General features: G+C 44.9%; 22 protein-coding genes. 8 read left to right on the top strand and 14 right to left on the bottom strand.

The window, feature by feature from the left end; genetic code table 11:
- Nucleotides 1–40: 40 nt before the first annotated feature.
- A complete protein-coding gene (locus CGICJO_RS08075; RefSeq protein WP_486498498.1) occupies nt 41–514 on the bottom strand; it encodes a hypothetical protein in 474 nt (157 codons plus the stop codon).
- Nucleotides 511–2,649, bottom strand: coding sequence for a zinc ribbon domain-containing protein (locus CGICJO_RS08070; protein ID WP_486498497.1), 2,139 nt, complete (start codon nt 2,647–2,649; stop codon nt 511–513). Before CGICJO_RS08070 ends, CGICJO_RS08075 begins: the two co-directional genes overlap by 4 nt.
- Before the next feature lie 238 nt (nt 2,650–2,887).
- On the opposite strand from CGICJO_RS08070, the gene CGICJO_RS08065 reads away from it, so the two are divergent.
- The 8 genes from CGICJO_RS08065 to CGICJO_RS08030 all read left to right on the top strand — a co-directional run bounded on the left by CGICJO_RS08065 (nt 2,888) and on the right by CGICJO_RS08030 (nt 10,675).
- On the top strand, nt 2,888–4,525 hold the full coding sequence (locus CGICJO_RS08065) for a hypothetical protein (protein ID WP_486498496.1): 1,638 nt from the start codon (nt 2,888–2,890) through the stop codon (nt 4,523–4,525).
- A complete protein-coding gene (locus CGICJO_RS08060; protein WP_486498495.1) occupies nt 4,525–5,556 on the top strand; it encodes a sensor histidine kinase in 1,032 nt (343 codons plus the stop codon). The genes CGICJO_RS08065 and CGICJO_RS08060 overlap by 1 nt, the downstream gene beginning before the upstream one ends.
- On the top strand, nt 5,553–6,176 hold the full coding sequence (locus tag CGICJO_RS08055) for a response regulator transcription factor (RefSeq protein WP_486498494.1): 624 nt from the start codon (nt 5,553–5,555) through the stop codon (nt 6,174–6,176). Before CGICJO_RS08060 ends, CGICJO_RS08055 begins: the two co-directional genes overlap by 4 nt.
- A 448-nt stretch (nt 6,177–6,624) precedes the next feature.
- Complete coding sequence (locus CGICJO_RS08050) at nt 6,625–7,728, top strand: AAA family ATPase (protein WP_486498493.1); 1,104 nt, start codon at nt 6,625–6,627, stop codon at nt 7,726–7,728.
- 316 nt (nt 7,729–8,044) lie between these two features.
- Complete coding sequence (locus CGICJO_RS08045) at nt 8,045–8,320, top strand: hypothetical protein (RefSeq protein ID WP_486498492.1); 276 nt, start codon at nt 8,045–8,047, stop codon at nt 8,318–8,320.
- Entirely contained in the window at nt 8,304–8,657 is a 354-nt protein-coding gene (locus CGICJO_RS08040; RefSeq protein ID WP_486498491.1) for a hypothetical protein, read from the top strand. The genes CGICJO_RS08045 and CGICJO_RS08040 overlap by 17 nt, the downstream gene beginning before the upstream one ends.
- A 31-nt stretch (nt 8,658–8,688) precedes the next feature.
- On the top strand, nt 8,689–8,907 hold the full coding sequence (locus CGICJO_RS08035) for a hypothetical protein (protein ID WP_486498490.1): 219 nt from the start codon (nt 8,689–8,691) through the stop codon (nt 8,905–8,907).
- Between the two features lie 100 nt (nt 8,908–9,007).
- Entirely contained in the window at nt 9,008–10,675 is a 1,668-nt protein-coding gene (locus CGICJO_RS08030) for a recombinase family protein (protein ID WP_486498489.1), read from the top strand.
- Nucleotides 10,676–10,782: 107 nt separating this feature from the next.
- On the opposite strand, the gene CGICJO_RS08025 is transcribed toward CGICJO_RS08030, so the two are convergent.
- The 12 genes from CGICJO_RS08025 to CGICJO_RS07970 all read right to left on the bottom strand — a co-directional run bounded on the left by CGICJO_RS08025 (nt 10,783) and on the right by CGICJO_RS07970 (nt 20,960).
- Nucleotides 10,783–11,286 carry a macro domain-containing protein gene (locus CGICJO_RS08025; RefSeq protein ID WP_486498488.1) on the bottom strand — a complete coding sequence of 168 codons (504 nt, stop codon included), beginning with the start codon at nt 11,284–11,286 and terminating at the stop codon, nt 10,783–10,785.
- Between the two features lie 27 nt (nt 11,287–11,313).
- Nucleotides 11,314–12,234, bottom strand: coding sequence for a tRNA pseudouridine(55) synthase TruB (truB, locus tag CGICJO_RS08020; RefSeq protein WP_486498487.1), 921 nt, complete (start codon nt 12,232–12,234; stop codon nt 11,314–11,316).
- Nucleotides 12,218–13,186 carry a DHH family phosphoesterase gene (locus tag CGICJO_RS08015; protein ID WP_486498486.1) on the bottom strand — a complete coding sequence of 323 codons (969 nt, stop codon included), beginning with the start codon at nt 13,184–13,186 and terminating at the stop codon, nt 12,218–12,220. Before CGICJO_RS08015 ends, truB begins: the two co-directional genes overlap by 17 nt.
- On the bottom strand, nt 13,164–13,547 hold the full coding sequence (gene rbfA / locus CGICJO_RS08010; RefSeq protein WP_087376249.1) for a 30S ribosome-binding factor RbfA: 384 nt from the start codon (nt 13,545–13,547) through the stop codon (nt 13,164–13,166). The genes CGICJO_RS08015 and rbfA overlap by 23 nt, the downstream gene beginning before the upstream one ends.
- A 63-nt stretch (nt 13,548–13,610) precedes the next feature.
- The gene (gene infB / locus CGICJO_RS08005; protein WP_087376248.1) at nt 13,611–16,061 is read right to left on the bottom strand and encodes a translation initiation factor IF-2; all 2,451 of its coding nucleotides are present in this window, start codon (nt 16,059–16,061) and stop codon (nt 13,611–13,613) included.
- Nucleotides 16,048–16,383 (bottom strand): L7Ae/L30e/S12e/Gadd45 family ribosomal protein, encoded by a 336-nt coding sequence (locus CGICJO_RS08000; protein WP_087376247.1) that lies wholly within the window; start codon nt 16,381–16,383, stop codon nt 16,048–16,050. Before CGICJO_RS08000 ends, infB begins: the two co-directional genes overlap by 14 nt.
- Nucleotides 16,373–16,678, bottom strand: coding sequence for an RNase P modulator RnpM (rnpM, locus tag CGICJO_RS07995; protein WP_275532164.1), 306 nt, complete (start codon nt 16,676–16,678; stop codon nt 16,373–16,375). Before rnpM ends, CGICJO_RS08000 begins: the two co-directional genes overlap by 11 nt.
- Before the next feature lie 47 nt (nt 16,679–16,725).
- The gene (gene nusA / locus CGICJO_RS07990) at nt 16,726–18,021 is read right to left on the bottom strand and encodes a transcription termination factor NusA (RefSeq protein ID WP_087376246.1); all 1,296 of its coding nucleotides are present in this window, start codon (nt 18,019–18,021) and stop codon (nt 16,726–16,728) included.
- 75 nt (nt 18,022–18,096) lie between these two features.
- Complete coding sequence (gene rimP / locus CGICJO_RS07985) at nt 18,097–18,579, bottom strand: ribosome maturation factor RimP (RefSeq protein WP_486498485.1); 483 nt, start codon at nt 18,577–18,579, stop codon at nt 18,097–18,099.
- A gap of 151 nt (nt 18,580–18,730) precedes the next feature.
- Nucleotides 18,731–19,324: an HAD family hydrolase gene (locus CGICJO_RS07980; protein WP_486498484.1), complete on the bottom strand. Its 594-nt coding sequence runs from the start codon at nt 19,322–19,324 to the stop codon at nt 18,731–18,733.
- Nucleotides 19,325–19,338: 14 nt separating this feature from the next.
- Nucleotides 19,339–19,938 carry an HD domain-containing protein gene (locus CGICJO_RS07975; RefSeq protein WP_486498483.1) on the bottom strand — a complete coding sequence of 200 codons (600 nt, stop codon included), beginning with the start codon at nt 19,936–19,938 and terminating at the stop codon, nt 19,339–19,341.
- 65 nt (nt 19,939–20,003) lie between these two features.
- Nucleotides 20,004–20,960 carry a mechanosensitive ion channel family protein gene (locus tag CGICJO_RS07970; protein ID WP_486498482.1) on the bottom strand — a complete coding sequence of 319 codons (957 nt, stop codon included), beginning with the start codon at nt 20,958–20,960 and terminating at the stop codon, nt 20,004–20,006.
- Between the last annotated feature and the right edge of the window lie 7 nt (nt 20,961–20,967).

Here is a 20,967-nt window from a genome sequence, read left to right as displayed (position 1 = left end):
ACTTGGATTGTTCGCAGCTGGCTCCTCACTGGCTTGATACTCAATTTACATCGTTCTCCTCGGAAAAGATTAACTTATCTCCATCGATCACATAAGTGCCACTGGACGAGAGGCCAGTCCCTGTGTAGGTGAACGAAAAATGTGTTGCATCTATCGTATAGGTATAATCAAGCCAGCTTCCGTCCTCGGCTCTAAAATTCATCGTGCCGTCTGCATTCAATCGGATAAGATAATGGGGGACATATTCGGCGTCTGGCTGGGATATTTCCAGCGTCCATTCGTCCAGTATTGACGTCACGTCAAATTCAGAGTTTCCGGCCTGCGTTGATGAATTTGCAGGTACAAAACAAAACTCCGTTGTCCCAAACGCCTCCGAGATTTCACGATCATAATAAAAAATCCGATCTTCAAAGCTGAAATACAAATTCCCTGCTTCGAAGCGTGCCGTTCCCTGAAAACCGCCGTAATCAGAGGTGACCGTTCCTGTATGATCGGGCGACATTGTAATGGTCAACTGATCGCTGAAAAAACGGTCAACTGATCGCTGAAAAAACGATAAAAGCTAAGCTCGCCGGAAAGCGTAGATTCATCGGTGGCTTTTAATTGCAGCGAAGCAGTCATGTCGCTGTCTTCCTGCTGCCAAGTCCAGTTGCCTTCATAGTCGTAGGCGGAAAACGTATTTCCCGAGGAATTCTCAGGCATGGCGATCCCCAGCTCATTCAGCATATACTCCATATCCCCCTGGAGCGATTCTTCCATAGTTCTTTTCTGGCTCTCATATGCATCGACGCCGCTGAACTGCGCATTGAAGTAGAAACTGAACGTGTTACATCCTGCAAATTTCTTCCCATCCGGGAGCTGGTTCATATAAAAAGCGTTGTTTTCATATTGATAGACTTCTCCAAAGTTCCCGTTCTCATCGAAGCCATATAAATGAACATACACGGGGTTATGGTCCAGAGAATCATATACCGGTATGTAAAAGCAACCGGCATTTTCGTATAAGCTAAAGGTTATTTCTGACTCTTGAGACTCATTTTTGGATCTTCCGGAGAAAAGCTGTATGGCCTCGCCATTCTGCACCGTCCATACATCAATAACCGGGAAGACGCCTTCTCCTTCCGGGGTATAGAGCATCACCAATTCGTCGGTGCCATCCTGATTAAAGTCCTTCAGGTCTAATTTGATTACGCCTTTTGCGTAACATTCATATTCGGAGCCGCCAAAGGAGAGGCTGCCATACCTTTCCAGGGCACTCTCTACGATACTCGCATATAGCTCGGTGGTATTGACTGTCTCCTGCTCCTCCGTTGAGGCGTCCTGACCGGATTCTACCGCTGCGTTCGATTCTTCCCCGAAATATGTATAGGAGCCGCCTTGCTCATCCTGAAGGAAACAGTTATACCGATGACTGGTTGAATCGCCCTGCATCCAGCATGCATCATTGGCTCCGGCATAAATCAAGTTCGGTACCCTTTCTACTTTGTCAAAGATCGTTTCCTCCAGGGTTTCTGTATTGAGGAAGCGGAGGGTCATATCCTTAAAATAGTAGAGTCCATTCTCGCACAGGGTAAATCTGTTATATGTTTCCTCGTAAGATGCAAGGTTTTCTGTACTTCCGTCCTCAATGTTTAGCCGGTAAATATTGTCTAAATCCGTATAATACAGATAATTGCCTTTGGAAATAAAGGAGAAATATTTCTCCACGTCATCATCATCCTGCGATGGCACTTTTCCGACTATCTCTTCCTCAGATTTTTCCGATTTTCGGTACAGGGTTTCGCCCATGAGATTTTTCTCTATGTCAGGAATAAAGTAATAATAGTATCCGTCGTTATACGCCGCAAAGCAGACAGGCCCCTCAAGGTCAAGAAAATCCTCCTGCTTGCACAGCTCACCGGTATTCAGATCCAGCCGGTAGAAGAAATAGCTGTTGCCGAAGATGAGATAATCATCAAAGAAGTAAATGCCTTGCACTTGAGACAGTAGCTCGCCATATGCATTGAGCTGCTCATAGCTTACAAGGGTGCCGTTTTCCTTGCCGTCCTTGCTGAGCCAATGGATCTCGTATTCACGGTCTCCCTGCTCTGTGGCTTTTGTGATTTCCATAAAGCAGATCTTATCGCTCCAGAGGAAGATATTGCCCAGGGTATACTTGCTCCATCCATTGCCTTTTATTTCCTCTGATTCGTAGAGAAGCTCCGGCTTCCCACGCAGATCGTTTTGGACTCGCTTAATGCAGGGCTCCCAGGTTTCGGTCACACTTAGAAAATATGTGTACTGGTCATCGTAAACAACAGAGGATCCCAGAGGGACAGAGCCGACGCTGTCGCCCTTCTTCCCAAGGGTAAAAATCAGGACAACCGCCAAAACCGCGATCAGCACGCTGCCAATGGACAGGCCGATTGCAAGGCCCTTTTTTGATTTTTTCCCGGAGGCCGCAGCGCCGCCGCTCATTGGGGCGCTGAAATTTTGTGCCCCCATAACCGGCTCCCGTTTCGGCGCCTGGATATTTACCGTTTCATCCGGTATGCCTACCGGTTGCTGCGGTGCCGGTGAAGCTTCTTGTGATATCTTTACAGGCGCTCCACACGCGCTACAAAATTTTGCGTCATCCGGCAAAGGATTTCCGCATTTTGAACAGAACATAATTTTCCTCCCTCTCGCTTGCCGGAGACAAACGCAGTCCCAGCTTATTTTTCATCCTATTTTACCCGAAGCGATAAAAAAGCGCCCCACACAATCAGGTAGTTTTCGTGAAAAATTTAAAAACACGATGGATACTACCTTTTTGTGTGGGGCATATTTGATCTTTCATGCTATAATATTCTTATCGTTATCTAACTGTACAGACCGGTTAGAATCATCTTTTCTAAGGGGGAATCCGATGGACGAGCGTAAAAAATCCGTTATCCGGCTTTTTGCGGCAGCGGCGCTGTTGCTTGCAGTCTCCGCATACCGGCAGCTTAGTATGCAACATTGGCCGGAGGATTCTCTGCGGCCATATCTTGTCTGGGCGGTCTATATGCTGCTGCTTTTCGGCTGGCAATATACGATCAGTACGAAAATCACACAAAAAACCATGCGCACCCATCTGACTGCGCAAAATATCATCAGTATCCTGTATTTAACGGTTCGCTTTGTTCAGGATGCTTTCCTCTATGTCAATATTCCGTGGATGCGCTTTACCGGATACTTTATCAATATAGCGGCTGTCTTTATCCCGCTGTTCGGTCTTTACGGCGCATTCTATCTCGGCAGGCCGGAGGATTACCGGATCAGTAAAAAGTGGTATCTGCTCCTGATACCGGCTTGTTTTTTGAGTGTGATGGCGCTGACCAACGAGTGGCATCATTTTCTGTATTACATTGTGCCGGAGGAACCCCAGCCGAATTTGTATTTTCACCCATATATCGGCACCTATATCATCTATCTGTGGGGATTGTGGATGATTGCGCATCAGGTACATGTGATCTACCAGCGAAATGGCACGACAAAGTCGGATCCTCTTTACCGGAAGCTGATTCCCTTCTATGAACCGATTTTACTGTTCCTGTTCAGTATTCCTTATGCCGCGACGGCCTATGTAGTGCGGTTTGAGCTTGTGGAATATTCGGCGGGGCTGATTTTCATTCTTGTGCTTTGCTGGGAGCTTTATATCCTGGTCGGACTGATTCCGGTAAACACGCAGTACGAGGATGTGTTCCGGCGATCTACGGTGGCGATGCAGATTCTTTCATCGGATGGCGAGCGGATTGCAGTATCGGAAAATGCGGCGGAAATCACGCCTGCTATGCTGGAAGCTCTGAAGCAGAATCAGCATTTTTCTGTTACGGAAGATGTTATCATGCATCTGCACCAAATCCCGGGCGGATGCATGATCTGGCAGACCGATCTTTCGCAGATCAACCATGCTTTTCGGGAGCTTCAGAGGCTGAATGCGGAACTGGAAGAAGAACAGGATCTGCTGGCACAGGAAATTCGCATTCAATCAGACGAGGCAAGTGTTCAGGCACGCAATGATATTTATGACAGCCTATCCACGGAGGTGGCCGGGCAGCTTGCTTCGCTGACAACGCTTTTATCGAAGGAATCCCTTTCGACGGATGACTGGAACCGCATCTGCCTCATCGGCACTTATATCAAACGATTCTGCAACCTGCAGCTCACTTATCAGGAGCAGAAGACGATCCCGATGGGAGACTTAGCCATCAGCTTGCAGGATGTGGCGAAATGTATGAAGAAGCTTGGAATCCGGACAAGCTTGGATTTTTGCCCCACGTCGAATTTAGAACCGGAGCTGATTCTTTTTATTATGAAAGCCTTGGAAGAGATTTTAGAGGAGGCGGATTTTTGCCTGACTTCTATGGAAATCCGAATCAGCGACACGGTTTGCTTTGAGATTACCGGCACAGATCACGGGCTTGCTCCTCATTCTTTAGAAGACGGTTATCGGTTCCAGACAGAAAAGATTCCGGCAGGCTATCGGCTTCTGCTTTTGAAAGAAGGAGAGGTGGCGCAGTGATGAAAAAGAAACCATCGGCGAAAATGATCAAAAAGGCAATCGATTCTTATCCCGGCGGAATTTGTTTTTCTGCGCTGGATGGCCGGGTCATTCTCGTCAATGAGAAGATGAACAAGCTAATACTGGAACTGACCGGACACACGATCCTGAACGCAAAGGTGGCGTGGGAGGAACTCAAAACCTTTGCCAATAACGGCAAGGCGGAAAAGCTGACCCAATCCTGGCTGCCGAAAGAGCCGGACAATGGAAATAGAAATCCCCACCAACAGTTGTTCTTCCGCTTCTCCGACAGCTCGGTCTGGCGTTTTGAACTGAGGTTTCTTGATTCCGATACCGTTCAGATTGAAGTGGCGGAAATTACAGAACTCTACCGGCTCAGCGAAGAACTGTATGAGAACACCATCCGGCTGCAAGAGATGCAAAAGCGGCAGAAAACCTTGCTGGACAGCATTGTAGAAGTCAATTTGAATAAAGAGATTCTCGCTGCCAAAATGCATATCCATGATGAGTTGGGGCACTGTTTGCTGGCTACCACTAAGGCGATTACAGAAGACAGTCTGGCCGAGAACGCCGATGTACTGCGGGAAAGCTGGAACAGCACCATTCGTGATTTTTCCAATATTCCTACTGTGTGGACGGTTCCTGATTCTTCCCTGCAGTCTGAACTGATGCAGGTGGCGGAGCTGATTGGTTGTAAGGTTGTATTCCTTGGCGAACAGCCAAAAAGTCGCAAGGCATTACAGCTTTTGTATGCCGCCGTCCGCGAGGCACTCACCAATGCGGTACGCCATGCGGACGCTACGGAATTGACGGTAAAAATCGAGCAAGATGAGAAAAGTTATCATATAGAGATATCCGACAACGGCGGTGTTACTGTTTCGAAAATTACGGAAGGCAATGGCCTTAGTGCATTGCGGCAACGATTAGAACAAGAAGGAGCCTCTCTAAAAGTTCTCTGCGGCAACAGCGTATCGCTTATTGTAAATATTCCACTTGATTTAGACGAAGCCCAGAAAGGAGGACGGAAATGATACAGGTTTTAATAGTAGAAGATTCCAGGATTACCCGGGATGCCATTGAAAGCCAGATCGCCAAATCAGAAAAATATATTCTGTACGCCTCCATAGAAAACGCAGCGAATGCAGAAATTGCCTGTCTGCGCGGGTGTGTCGATTTGATCCTGATGGATGTCTGTACGGCTGACGAAGAATCAGGCCTGAAAGCTGCGGCAAAAATCAAGCAGTACAATCCCAAAATCAAAATCATCATCATGACATCCATGCCAGAACATTCCTTTATTCAAAAGGCAAAAGCATGTGGATGTAATGGTTTTTGGTATAAGGAATATGGCCGCAATGCCCTGATGGAGGTTTGTGATCGGGTAATGAACGGCGAAATTGTTTACCCCGAGGACACACCGAAGATCCGAATCGGGTACAGCAACAGCGCCGAGTTTACCCGTCGGGAGTTTGATATTATCCGGGAGCTTGTTCAGGGCAGAAAATACGAGGAGATCGCGGAGTATCTTGGTATTACACCGAATACAGTCAAGTACCACATCAAGAATATCTTGCAGAAAACGGGTTACCAGAATACTTTGCAGCTAGTGGCTGAGGTGGTTGAAAAACGGTTGATTCTGCCGAAGTATTGACACAGAACTTCCTACAAAATATGCCGTAAGCTATACTACTAAAAAAGAAACGGTAGGTTTATTAGGGATTTTGCTTATGCAGAATACAATAAAACAAAGCTGACCGAGTGTAAACACGCAGTCAGCTTTTTTATGTCAAACCAAATAGTTTGCCCATATTAGAAAAGAAATATGCAAAGGTCTTGACAAACATTTGTTCTTTGTGGTATACTTTATGTAAATGTAGATGTTGTCTGAATCCGCACAATTGAATAACCGCCAAAACACATATTTATTTTTATTGATTTTTCGCAGTCATTTTCCGGTCTGCACCCACGGTTTAGTTTTGCTGAAGCCGTTACATACATAGGCGAATGCCAAGCGAGAGGGACTCCTCCCGCTGTATTCGTTTGCGTATGTAACGGCTTTTTGTTTTGACCAAAAAACTTTGAAAGGGGCTGATGCGCATATGATTGTTCTGCAACCGGAGTCAAATAAAAACCAAAACTCAGGAAAGGAAAAGAGCATGAAAAAAGAAAAAATCAAAACCGTAGACGGACAAACCCTGCTGGATATGCAGCTGCCGCAGATTCGGTTTGTGGTAGACGGCCTGCTGCCGCAGGGGCTTCATATCTTAGCCGGAGCCGCCAAGACCGGAAAATCGTGGCTACTGCTTCTGCTCTCCCTGCGGGTAGCGCAGGGCAAGCCGTTCTGGAATCTGCAGACAGAAAGAGGAACGGTGCTGTCGCTGTGTTTAGAGGACAGCCTCAACCGTATCCAGCAGCGGCTGATGGATCTGACGGAGGACGCGCCGGATAACCTCCACTTCGCAACGCTGTCCAAATCTTTATCGGACGGACTGTGCGGGCAGATCGAAGGATTTATCACAGAGCATCCCGACACGAATCTCGTCATCATCGATACCCTGCAGAAGGTTCGGGAAAACAGCGGAGAGTCCAATTTGTACGCAGCCGACTACAAAGACATCGGATTGTTAAAGTCTCTCGCGGACAAATACCGTATTGCCGTTGTGGTGGTACAGCATCTGCGCAAACAGTTCGACAGCGACCCGCACAATATGGTGACCGGCTCGACCGGACTGCTGGGTGCGGCGGATGGAAGTTATGTTCTCAAGCGGGAAAATGCCGGTGACAGGGACGCCAGGCTGTATATCAAAGGACGGGATGTGGAGGAACAGATTCTGAATATCCGCAGAGATGAAGAAACAAACGAATGGATATTTATTTTGAGCGATACGCCGGTTGTCAATTCCTTAAAGAGCGAAGCGTTCTTCCCCCTGCTGATGAATTATCTGACGGCAGAAAAAGAATTCTGCGGAACGGCAGGCGAGCTGTCCGAAAAACTGGGCGGCGGGATCAACGGAAATGTCCTCACACGAAAGCTGAACCGGTATGAAAAAGAACTGAAAAATATGGGCGTGGAATTCACCTGCAGCCGGACAGGCAAGCGCAGGGAGCTGCGGATCGTCTATGACGGTAATGACGATATGACGGTTGAAACGGTGTGCGGGAAAGAACCGTCACAAAGACCGCAACCCCTTGCTACAGCTTGATTTACCGGGATGGCAGAATCGTCATAGTCCCTGCTCCCCAAAATATCGTCACAATCGTCACTGCAAAAGATTTGCCCCCTGCCGCGCGATTTTGGGCGAGCCAAAGAGCAGACCACTATACACCCGACCGAACAGAATAAAAACGATTGCAGGCGGTTTGCGGTGCGAATAAAGCGGCTCAAACAATCAGCAGGAAGTGTGCAGAATCGTTGGGCAAATAATACGGGGTTGCAGCAGCAAATTTTCAGGGTCGAAAAGATTGCAGGAGAAAGCAGCGGGGTTGTAAACGCCCCGCTGCGGTTCACATCGGACGGCAATGCCGACCGAAGAATGGCGTGGCTACGGCGTTTCCCGGAAGTTTTCACCTTCAATGAAATTCGGGGTTGCAGGTACACCTGTTTTGAACTTTGGCGTCAAAAACACGGCTGCTGAAATGGGAAAAGCCCGAAACAAAGGCGTTTTGGGCAGTAAAATACGGTGCTGTACTTTGGTGCAGCACCGGGAAAGGAGCAAATATGGATTCAGAGAACAAGCAGAGAATCAGTCTGTACTTGGACAAAGAAGAGGTAGAAAGAATGGACAGTGCGGTTAAAAAATACGGCTACCGTTCCCGCAATGATTTTGTTTCCTCTGCCGTGGATAATTTAGTCGCAGATAGATTGCTCGGTGAAAACGATACGGTCATCAGCGAAAAGCTGTCAAAGGCTATCGCACAGATGAGCGAAGCACAGACCTTGCAAATCGCAAAAAGTATGTTTCGCTACGCTGTGGAAATGGAACTCATCATGCGGATGTTCTCGGAAACTTTGGATTTTACTCCGAGCGAAATTGAAGAAATGCGGAAAAAAGCGATTCGGAATGTCAGGAAAACAAGGGGCAAGGTCAGACTGGATGATTTGTTCAAACGAAAAGACACACAGTCGCTTTAAATTTGACAGCCGAAAGGCAGAAAGGAATTTTATGAAAGATAAAAGTATAGATTTTGAATTACTGCGAAAAAGGCGTGAGAAAATTCTTAAGCTGAGATCGGAATCCAATGAACAACAGCACATTGGTCTCGGCTATGTGATAACTGTTGACGGAAAGCATTATCCCGTTATGGCTTGCTTCCCTGTCGGAACGGCTGCGGGACATGTCAAAAGCAAATTTGAATATCTGATAAACGGTCAAAAAAGTTAGTGGTATTCTCGCTGGACTTTTGACCGGAGTAGTGATATGTTGGTGATGTATCCTATTCGGTTTGATAGAGCGAAGCTTCGCTCGGAAAGGAAAAGTGAAAATGAAATCAACCGATTGTACAAACAGAAATTTAATAACAGCGCTCTATTGCAGGCTCTCTCAAGAAGACGAACGGCTTGGCGAATCGCTATCCATTGAAAACCAAAGGCTGATGCTGAAAAAGTACGCTGAAGAACATCGCTTTCCAAACATTCAGTTTTATGTAGATGACGGATTTTCAGGAGCCGATTTTAACCGTCCGAGTTTCAAGAGAATGATGAACGATGTGGAATGCGGCAGGGTCGGAATCGTGATCGTGAAAGACCAATCCCGTCTTGGCCGAGACTATCTGCAGACAGGAATGCTGATGGAAATTACCTTTCCGCAGTATGATATAAGGTTTATCGCAGTCAATGACGGCGTAGACAGTGCAAACGGCGTCAGCGATTTTTCCGGCATCAAAAATTACTTCAACGATTTTTATGCCAGAGATACCAGCCGAAAGATCAGAGCGGTACAGAGAGCGAAGGGTGAACGCGGAGAACGGGTCGGGACAACCATTCCGTATGGATATATGAAAAACCCCGATAATCCCAAGCAGTATGTTCCTAATCCAGAAACTGCGCCGATCGTAAAACGTATCTTTGAGATGTATGCAAGCGGTATTGGAATCGTAAAAATCTGTGACCGGCTTTCCAGAGAGCAGATTGTATCAACAAGCGTGTATGCTTTCAAAACAACCGGCAGCAAATCCGGTAATCCTGATCTGACAAGACCATACCATTGGGCGCAGACAACGGTACGAAAGATGTTAGCAAATCAGGAATATGTCGGTGACACCGTAAACTTCAAAACCTATTCCAAGTCCAACAAGCTGAAGAAAAGACTGAAGAACGATCCCGAAAATATTCTCATATTTGAAAATACCCACGAAGCCATCATAGACCGCAAGACTTTTGAGTTGGTACAAAAGCATTTTGCAGGAAGAAAGCGCCCGGACAAGCAGGGCGAAATAGACAAGTATGCTGGATACCTTTTCTGTGGGGAATGCGGAAGCCGTTTGTATCTGCACCGAGGGAAAACCATCAAACCGGAAAACAACAATTTCCAATGCGGAGGTTTCCAAAGGAGAACCAGCGACTGTACCGCACACTATATCCGAGAGAATGTGCTTGACCAAATCATCCTGCACAATTTGAAAACGGTAACCGCCTTTGCAAGAGAACATCCAGAAGGATTTTATGCGATGGCAACACAGAACGGCGAAGCAGAAGCAAAAAAATTCTACAAAACCGTGGAGCGTGAAAAGATACAGATTGAAAAGCGAATCAAAGAGTTAGACAACATTATTCGGTGCCTATATGAGGACAGGGTATGCGGTCGGCTGACACCGGAGCGTTACGATGTGATGGCTGGTGGATACGAACAGGAGCAGGCAGAGCTGCGACAGGAGCTAACAACTATTACCGAACACATTGGCGAAATAGATATGCGGGAGAAATGCATACAGGAATTTGTGGTCAAGGCAAAAGAGTATATTGAGATGCCCAAGCTGACACCCGAACTGCTGCGGGTATTTGTCCGCAGAATTGAAGTATATGAGAAACCGGAAAAGTATTCCCGCACTTGTGGAAACCCAATCATCATCCACTATGCGTTCCAACTGCCGGAGCAGAACGGTATGCCCGCCATAGAAGTCCTCGCACGCCCTACAACTAAAACCGCCTGAAAAGCAGTACCCGAAAGGTAAAATGCCTTTCGGGTACATATAGCCCTCAAATCTCCGCTAAGAACATCTCAGAAACCTGCGGGGGTGTTTTGATTCAATATAAAAAATTAAATATACTGTGGGAACATGTCAACTGCTAATTTATATGTATCAATATCGAAAAGAACCAGCAAAATCTGAAGCTTGTCATAGCTTTGGAAAGTCACGATTGAGTCCACGGCAACTTTTAAAGCCTCTTCTTTCGGATAGCCGTAAGCTCCTGCCGAAATCAGCGGAAAAGCAACTGTTTTGCATGAGTGTCTCAAGGCTTCAATCAAAGAGCAGTTATAGCAGGACTCCAAAAGCCTTTGCTCTCCCCAATCTCCGCCGTTCCAGACAGGGCCAACCGTATGTATTACATACTTGCATGGCAGGTTATATGCTCCTGTGGTTTTTGACTCTCCGGTAGGACAGCCGCCCAGCTTTGAACATTCCTCCAAAAGTCCCTTTCCGGCGGCACGGTGGATACAGCCGTCTACTCCGCCTCCGCCCATAAGGCTTGATTTTGCGGCGTTTACAATGGCGTCTACGTTGAGCTTTGTAATATCTCCCTGAATTATTCTAAGACTCATACCAAATTCCTCCTAAGTAAAAGTTTGTCAGCTAAACTTTTTATAGAATTTAATAACATTCTTTTCTTTATTCACTTTTCCAAGTCCTAAGAAAACCCCGTCCTTCGTCTTGATACGATAAATTTCGCCGTCTTCACAGCCTTTTTTCCCTAAAAAGGTTCTGTTTATATCCAGCTCGCCGCCGTTTGAAAATCTCTTTGCCTGAGGCTCTGAAACAGCAACGTATCCATAGACCGTGAAAAGACTTTCAACAGGCATTACATGGGTCAGAAGCTTTTCCCTGTTTTCCTCTTCCCTCGCCTTGAGAAAATCCACTGCGTCCTCAATATTGTAGCCGCAGGCGGAAACCCTCTGCAATGAGTTCATAACTGCACCACAGCCAAGCTTTTTTCCAAAGTCGTCGATTATTGTGCGTATATAAGTGCCTTTTGAACATTTAACCCTTATGGTTCCGCTTTGGCTCTCATCGTCAAAGCTCAAAAGCTCGGCGTTATAGACCGTAACCTTTCGGCTTTGTCTTTCAACCTCTTTGCCCTCTCTTGCCAAATCATAGAGCCTTTTTCCGTCAATCTGAACCGCAGAATACATGGGGGGAATCTGTTCAATTTCTCCCACAAATTTTTTCAAGGCTTCCTCAGCCTCAGCTTTGGACACTTGAGATTTATTCTCTGTAAGGATTTTCCCCCAGATATCCAGTGTATCCGAGGTCATCCCCAGTTTAAATCCTGCCACATACTCCTTGTCGTGGTTTGGCACAATATCCTGAGCCTTTGTTGCATTTCCCAAAAGCAGTGGAAGCACTCCTGTGGCGTTTGGGTCTAAGGTGCCGCAGTGACCTATTTTTCTCTGTCCCAAAAGTCCACGCATTACAGCGATTACATCAAAGGATGTGTAGTCCATGGGTTTATTTACCACTATAACACCGTTTAACTCAGCAGTTTCCTTCATTGAGCACCTCTTCTGCCTTTGAAATAATCATCTCTCTGACCTTTTGGATATTTTCATTTATGGCGCATCCTGCCGCAGCAGCATGACCGCCGCCGCCGAAGTTTTTGCAAAATTCGTTTGCGCTTACGTCACCGTTGGTTCTTGCGGAAATTTTGCAGAGATTTTCAGCCTTTTCCTTTATGGTCAAGCCAAGACGGACTCCCTCAATTCTTCTGGGAATACTCTCAATGCCGCCCATATCGTCATCTGTAAGCTGTAATTTATTTACAATATCACAGGTGATATAAATAACAGCACACTTTCCGCCACAGCAGAACTCCATGGTGTCATAGATATATTTTTCCAGCTCAACCCTTTTTCTTGTGGTAAGCTCAAAAAATGTATAGTTAATCATCTGGCTGTCGCAGCCTAAATCCAGCAGTCTTGCCGCTGCACGAAGAGTATCTCCGGTTGTGTTTGAATATTTAAAACAGCCGGTATCTGTGGCTATTGCAGTGTAAAGACAGTTTGCAATATGCTTGTCTATCTCAACACCCAAAGCGTCTATAAGCTTTAAAACTATTTCTCCTGCCGCCGCACTTTCGCTGTCCACATACTTGTATGTGGCTTCCATGTCGTTTGTGACATGGTGGTCAAGGCACAAGTCTATTATATTTTCATATTTTTCTCTGTTTACACCCAAAAGAGACGGTGTTGCCACGTCAACGCTTACCACTTTCTCACAGACAAAATCTTCATCTGTTTTCAAACCGTCTTTTAAAAAGGCGAAGTTTCCCACGATTTCTTCACAGGTAATCACCCTTACGTTTTTGCCTTTTGCTTTCAAGGCGCAGGCAAGGGCGTAGCCGCTTCCAAGAGTATCTCCGTCAGGGCTTTGATGTGTTAAAATTTCAATATTATTCCATGAAAGCAGCAGTTTTGCGGCTTCATCAAGGGTTATTGTCTTGCTCATCTTCTTCCTCATCCCCTTTTATGTCAAGGCTGTTGAGTATTCTTGAAATATTTGCGCTGTACTCTATTGAATCTGTTGCGTGGAAAATAAGCTCCGGCACATGTCTGAGCTTAAGTCTGTTTCCAAGCTCACGTCTTATAAATCCTGAAGCGGATTTAAGTCCCTTTAAAGCCAGCTTTGCCCTTTCAAGTCCCTCCATTGCGCTTATATATACATTGCAGTAGGAAAGGTCGTTTGTAACCTCTACACGGATAATTGAGATAAAGGCATCGCTGACTCTCGGGTCTTTTACATGGCGCAGTATATCCGTAAGTTCTCTTTTAATATCCTCTGTAGTTCTTCCAAGTTTATGATTTGCCATTTTAAACCTCGCTGTATTACTAAGACGCCCGTTAAAAAAGCGGGCGTCTTTTCCTTATATTTATCAGTCTTCTCTGTATTCTTCTATTGTGTAAACCTCGAAGATATCTCCCTCTTTAAGGTCGTTAAATCTTTCAAGTCCGATACCACATTCGTAGCCCTCGGAAACTTCCTTAACAGCGTCCTTGAATCTCTGGAGTGAAGCAATCTTGTCGTCGGCAATGATAATACCGTCACGAACAACTCTAACCTCGGCATTTCTCTGAACCTTACCGCTCTTAACATAGCTACCTGCGATAAATCCAACATTCTTAACCTTGATTACGTTACGGCATTCTGCTGTACCCAAAATAACCTCTCTGGTCTTAGGAGCGAGCATACCCTTCATAGCGGCTTCAATCTCTTCGATGCAGTCGTAAATAACTCTGTACAGACGCATGTCAACACCGTCACGCTCGGCATTTTCGTTTGCAACAGGGTCAGGACGAACATTAAAGCCTACAATAATAGCATTTGAAGCGTTTGCAAGCATAACGTCGGACTCGTTGATAGCGCCAACGCCGCCGTGGATTACGTTTACTCTAACCTCGTCGTTTGAAAGCTTCATAAGTGACTGCTTAACAGCCTCTACAGAACCCTGAACGTCAGCCTTAACGATGATTTTAAGCTCCTTAACCTCGCCAAGCTTCATCTGGTCAAAGAGGTTATCAAGTGTAACCTTTGTCTGTGAATTGAACATCTCTTCCTTACGGGCAGTCTTTCTCTGCTCTACAAGCTCTCTTGCAAGACGCTCGTCGGAAACAGCGTTAAAGATATCGCCGCCGGATGGAACATCGTCAAGACCTGTAATCTCAACAGGAATAGATGGGCCTGCTTCCTTTACCTTTTCGCCCTTGTCGTTGGTCATAGCTCTTACACGTCCTACGGATGTGCCTGCAACTATAGTATCTCCAACTCTAAGTGTACCATTCTGAACAAGAACTGTTGCGATTGTACCTCTGCCCTTGTCAAGACGTGCTTCGATTACTGTACCCTTTGCGGCACGGTCAGGATTTGCTTTAAGCTCCTTCATATCTGCAACAAGCAATACCATTTCCAAAAGCTCGTCAAGTCCCTGCTTTGTCTTTGCAGAGATAGGAATACAAGGTGTATCGCCGCCCCACTCTTCAGGAACAAGCTCATATTCTGTAAGCTGCTGCTTAACCTGTTCCGGGTTTGCGCCCGGCTTATCCATCTTGTTGATTGCAACAATAACGGAAACGCCTGCTGCCTTTGCGTGATTGATAGCTTCAACTGTCTGAGGCATGATACCGTCGTCAGCTGCAACCACAAGGATAGCTATATCTGTAACCTGTGCACCTCTTGCTCTCATAGTTGTGAAAGCCTCATGTCCCGGTGTATCAAGGAATGTAATATCTCTTCCCTGAACCTTAACTCTGTAAGCACCGATATGCTGTGTAATACCGCCGGCCTCGGAAGCTGTAACATTTGCATGTCTGATAGCGTCCAAAAGTGATGTTTTACCGTGGTCAACGTGACCCATAACAACAACAACCGGAGCTCTCTCAACCAGGTTCTCGTCGTCGTCCTCGCTGTCGTCGATAATTCTTTCTTCTATTGTAACAATAACTTCTTTTTCAACCTTTGCATGGAATTCCATAGCAATAAGGCTTGCTGTATCAAAGTCTATTGTATCGTTGGCTGTAACCATTGTTCCCATAAGGAAAGCTTTTTTAACAACCTCGGCAACTGTAGCCTTAAGTCTTGAAGCAAGCTCGGAAACAACAATCTCATCAGGAATAAGTACAGTGATAGGCTTTGACTTTCTCTCGTTTGCAATTCTCTTAAGACGCTCTGCCTCTGTTTCCTTTCTGCTGTTCTTCTTGCCTCTCTGCTGAGAGCGCTGTGTTATCTTCTGCTTTGAAACAGTGTTGTCTGTCTTAATCTTCTCGGAAGCAAGTCTGTCGTACTTTTCGTTGTATCTCTCAACGTCAACAACTGCGGCTCTTGTGTCGATAACTCTTCCGCTTCCTCTTTTGCTCTTTATTGCGCCCTCTGTCTGAACAACAGGCTCCGGCTGAGCTTCGCTCTTCTGTGCAGGCTGGTTGTTTGTCTGCTGCTGGTTCTTTTTGTTCTGGTCAAAAGGCTTTTTGAAATCGTTTCTGTTATTCTGCTTTTTATTGTTTCTATTGTCGTTGTTTTTATCGGACTCCTGACGTCTGCGGTTTTTCTGCTGTCTGTCGTTGTCCTTTTTCTGGGAATTTTCCTCTTTCTGAGGAGCTTCCTTTTTATCTTCAGACTGAGTCTCTTCAGCCTTGTTTGATGCAAAATACTCATCAAAATTTGCTACCTGATTTTTCTGTGTAAAATGCTCGAAAACAGCGTTAAGCTCGCTTTCCTCCAATGCGGTCATGGACTTTTTTGTCACCTTACAATACTCTGCTACCGCATCTATTACATCCTTACTTGGAACATTCAAATCTTTTGCTACCTGATGTATCTTATACTTTATCATTTGCATCCTCCTGTTCTGACTCTATCTTTGCAAGCTCTGCAACTTTCTTTGCAAACCCCGCATCCACTATGGCTGCCACTGCGCAGTATTTTCCGACTGCCACACCCAGCTCATCCTTTGTTCTATTCAATACAAGTGTTTTAACATTGCACATGTGAGCCGTAGAAAACAGCTTTTTAACGGTGTTCTGTGAAGCGTCGCCGGCGGCAATAACAAGCACTGCTTTGCCGTTTATAACTGAGTCCTCGGCAATATCGTTTCCTACAATCAATTTGCCGGCTCTTCTGCAAAGTCCCAGCATAGAAAGCAGTTTATCGTTCATGTCGGTTCATCTCCTCTTCCATTGCGTCGTACACCTGGGAAGGTATCTGACAGCTGAAAGCCCTTTCAATTCTTCTGGCTTTTCTTGCCGCCCTCAGGCATTCAATATTGTTGCACACATAAGCTCCTCTTCCCGGCTTTTTGCCTACAAGGTCAAGGCTTATCTCACCGGGAGAAATAACATTGCCTTCCTCGTCCTTGATGTCCGGAGCTTTTACGACTCTGACAAGCTCCTTTTTCGGTTTCATCTCGCCGCAGCCGTTGCACTTTCTCATAGGCACTTTTTTTACTCGCACTCTATACCCTCCTTTTCACAATGCATTGTCAATCTTTAAACTAAAAATTATTCCTCTTCCTCGTCGTCACCAAAATCAAAATCTGCAACGATGTTGTCAACAAGGGCGTCTATATCAATATCGTTATTTATCTGTCTTTTTGGCTTTGCAGGTGCTTCCACTGTTTCCTGCTGTACAGGTGTTTCTGCAACCGGCTCTTCCTTAGCAGGCTCTGCTGTTTCTTCTGCCTTAGCAGTTACAACAGGCTCTTCCTCTTCGCCGTAGAAACCGCTCTCAGGTCTTATATCAATTTTCCAGCCTGTAAGCTTTGCGGCAAGTCTTGCGTTCTGTCCCTTATTGCCGATAGCCAGTGAAAGCTGACCGTCCGGAACAGTTACCTTACATGTGTGCTCAACAGGGTCTGTAACAACAACTGAAATAGCTGTTGCCGGTGACAATGCTGCTGCAACAAACTTTTCAATATCGTCGCTGTACTCAACAATGTCGATTTTCTCTCCGCCGAGTTCTTCAACAATGGTTGCAACTCTTGAGCCCTTAGCACCTATACATGCGCCAACTGCGTCGATTTCCTTATCCTTGCTGCATACTGCAAGCTTTGTTCTTGAGCCTGCTTCTCTTGAAACTGACTTAATCTCAACAATGCCGTCGAAGATTTCAGGAACTTCCTGCTCAAAGAGACGCTTTACAAAGTCAGGATGTGTTCTTGAGATATATGCCTTAGGTCCTTTTTCTGTTTCCTTAACGTCAAGAACATAAATCTTAACCAGGTCGCCCTCTTTGAGGTTATCCTGGCCAACCTGCTCGCTCTTTGGAAGAACAGCTTCGGCTTTGCCGATTCTTACTGTTGCGGCGCCTGTCTTGTTATCAATCTTTTCAACAACAGCAGTTACAAGCTCCTGCTTCTTGCTCTGGAATTCCAAAAGCATCTGGCCCTTCTCGCCGTCTCTGATACCCTGTCTGATAACGCTTCTTGAGGTCTGAACAGCAATTCTGCCGAACTCCTTAGGGTCAAGCTTTATTGTGATTTCTCCGCCAACATAAGCTCTTTTATCGTACTGAAGTGCCTCCGGGAGAGTGATTTCCTCTGCAGGGTTTTCAACCTCATCTACAACTCTCTTTTTAAGCTTTACGGAGAAAATCTTCTGCTCCGGGTTCATAACTATATCTACATTTTCGTTGCTGCCATATGTGTTTTTGCAGGCAATGAGGATTGCCTTGCTGATCTGGCTTATCATATAATCAACGGGGATTCCTCTTTCTTTTTCAAGAAGAGCAAGGGCTTCAAAAAGCTCGTCGTTGGAGTTATTATTGTCCTTTTTGGATTTTGTTGATCTGGCTGCCATTTTTCCAATCTATCCTTTCTGAAAATTATATGTTAATCTATTTGTATTTTACCGATGATATAAAGGTGTTTGAATTTAAAAATCAAGGTCGTCAAGCTTAATCCATGCGGCGTCTTTTTTATTGATAAGAACTTTGTTTTCACCGTCGTGGTCTGTTATCTCCACTTCGCCTTTGTCATAGCCTGTGAGAACTCCGCCGAATTCCTTGCCTATACCTTCAATAGGTCTTATCATTTTAACCTGAACATCTGCTCCGATAAACTGCAAGAAGTGTTCCTCTTTTATAAGCTCTCTTTCAAGTCCCGGTGAACATACCTCAAGGCAATAGTTCTGGTCAATAGGGTCTGCTTTGTCCAAAGGCTCGTCTATAGCTCTTGACATGTTTTCGCAGTCCTCGATGGTTACGCCCTCAGGCTTGTCGATAAAAATTCTCAGGTACCAGCCTGCTCCCTCTTTGAGAAATCTTATATCCCAAATATTTAAGCCCAATGAATCGGCAATAGGCTTTGCAAGCTCGTAAACAACTTCAACAGTACTCTTTTTATTCTTTCCTGCCACCTCAATATCACTCCCTTATTTTAATAAATACAAAGGAGCGGGTTTGCTGCCCACTCCTTTTCCTTTACATCTCTGCTAAGTATAACACAGTGATATGCAAAAATCAATACTTTTTTTGAAATATTTCAAAGGAGTAGTTTCTTAAACTTTATCAGCCAAACACAGCGTACCATTCTTTTACCGGCTGTGCTTCCCCCTTATATACAAGGGCGTTCATACCGATAAGTCTTGCTGCGGTGACGTTTTCCGCCTTGTCGTCAAGAAACAGACATTCCTCCGGCTTTGTATTGAACTTTTTCATTGCATAGAGATAAATCTCCTTATCAGGCTTTGCCATTTTCAACGGGCCTGAAAATACCATATCCTCAAGGCTTTCCACACCCTCTTTAAAGTGGTCGATGTGGTCTGCAAAAAACTGTGGCGCATTGGAAAGCAGGAAAAGCCTCATGCCCTTGGCTTTAAAATACCTTACAAGCTCCTTTGTTTCCTCAAGCAATGGCATGTGAGTATACCAGTCCTTGAAAAAGTTTTCTCCCGCCTCTTTCAGATTATCTGGAAGTCTATCTATTTTTTCATTTTTAAAATCATCGTATTTAATATATCCGGCGTCCAAATCAGCCCATTTGTCAAAAATTATGTCCTTGAAAGTTTCAAGATTTTCCTTATCACAGTAAAAACCGCATATGTAATCAGGGTCAAATTTTCCTATTACGTTTCCAAAATCAAAAACTATATTTTTAATCATACAAACACCTCAAATCATGCAAAAGTTGTTTTTTCTATATCCGGAAGCAGGCTGTAGATACTGCATCCGGCTTTATTTCCGAAGTACTCCAAAAGCTCGAAATACTTGTTCCATCTATCAAGGGTGTGTTCAAAAATTCCGTATCTTCTTGCCACATCAACCATACGTCTTTCCAGAATACAAAAACCCTTTGAATTTGCAAGACAGTCGCAGAGAATTATCAGTCTGTCATAATCGTCATACTCTGCATTCTTTATGTAATCACCTATAAAAGAATACTGCTCTCCGGTTATATCCGCCTTTTGTATATCTGTAGCAATGTCCTGCAAAGGGAAAGAATGGGTAAGACAAACTCTTGCCACCTCGTCCCAGCCTTTTTCCGTTGTATAATTGTATCCCTCAATTATATGCCTCATATAGAATACGCCCTCACGTCTTCCTATATCATGAAGCGCTCCCAAAGCAAAGGCTTTATCCGGATTTAATTCGGGACACTTTTCCGCAATAAATCTTGCCGCTTTTCCGGCATTTATTGAATGGTCAATCCACTGTCCGGGGTTTCTTTTTCCCGCTTCTTCCAATTCCTTATAAACCTGTTCTATTGAAGGATACATAAAAATCCCCTTTCTGCAAAACACCTGTAAGCATAGGAAAACACATCCCTACACTTACAGGTTGCTCAGTTTTTCTTTTCTTTTTCTTCTTCAGCGTTGTGAACAACCACTTGAGGGAAAGGTATGGTTATACCCTCTTTATCAAAGAGCAGCTTAACATTTTCCATCATATAATAATACACTTTCCAGTAATTTGCAGGGTCAGTCCATAGTTTTACCTCTATAATTATTGCGCTGTCCGCATGACTTCCCACATAAACAGCAGGCTCGGGGTCTTTCATTACCAAGTCATAATTTGCAATAAGTGTATAAAGCAGGCCTTTAACCTTCAATATGTCGTCGTCATAGCTTATAGAAAACTTTAAATCAACACGGCGTTTATCCTGTGAGGTACAGTTTATAACGCTGTCGCCGGTCATAATGGAGTTAGGAACTATAATCTCTCTGTTGTCATAGGTTTTCATGTGTGTGTTGAAAAGGTCGATTTTTACAACCGTTCCAGTCATTCCCTGAAACTCCAGAATATCACCAGCTTTAAAAGGCTTGTTTAAAATAATAAGCACTCCGCTGGCAATATTTGAAAGGCTGTTCTGCAAGGCAAGGCCGATTGCAACCATTGCCGCACCGAATGCGGTAAGTATCGAGGTTATATCAACACCCAAAACCGCCAATGCAGAAATTATTATAATAAATTTTAAAATAATATTTACCACGGAACCGATAAAGGTTATAACTGTATAATCGTTTTTCGCCTTTAACATTCCCTTTTTTATTATTTTTACTATCTTTTTGGAAACCCAAAATCCGATAATAATTATCAGAGCCGCACCAACAAGATTTCCCGCAATGGATTTGAGCCATTGCAAAACCCCGTCAAAAAATGTCGCCGGGTCATTTGTTACCTGCTCCACAATTTCTTCAACGGATATTGTGACATCCTCTGTGGTTTCTGCCGCAGCTGTAGCCGCCTGTGTGGCTGTGGTGGTTGATTCCACCAAATCCCTCAAAATACCGTAAAACAATTTCACA

The organism is Candidatus Limousia pullorum, from assembly GCF_057405065.1.
Note: the sequence above shows the minus strand (reverse complement) of the source record. Positions and strands in the feature narration are given on the sequence as shown.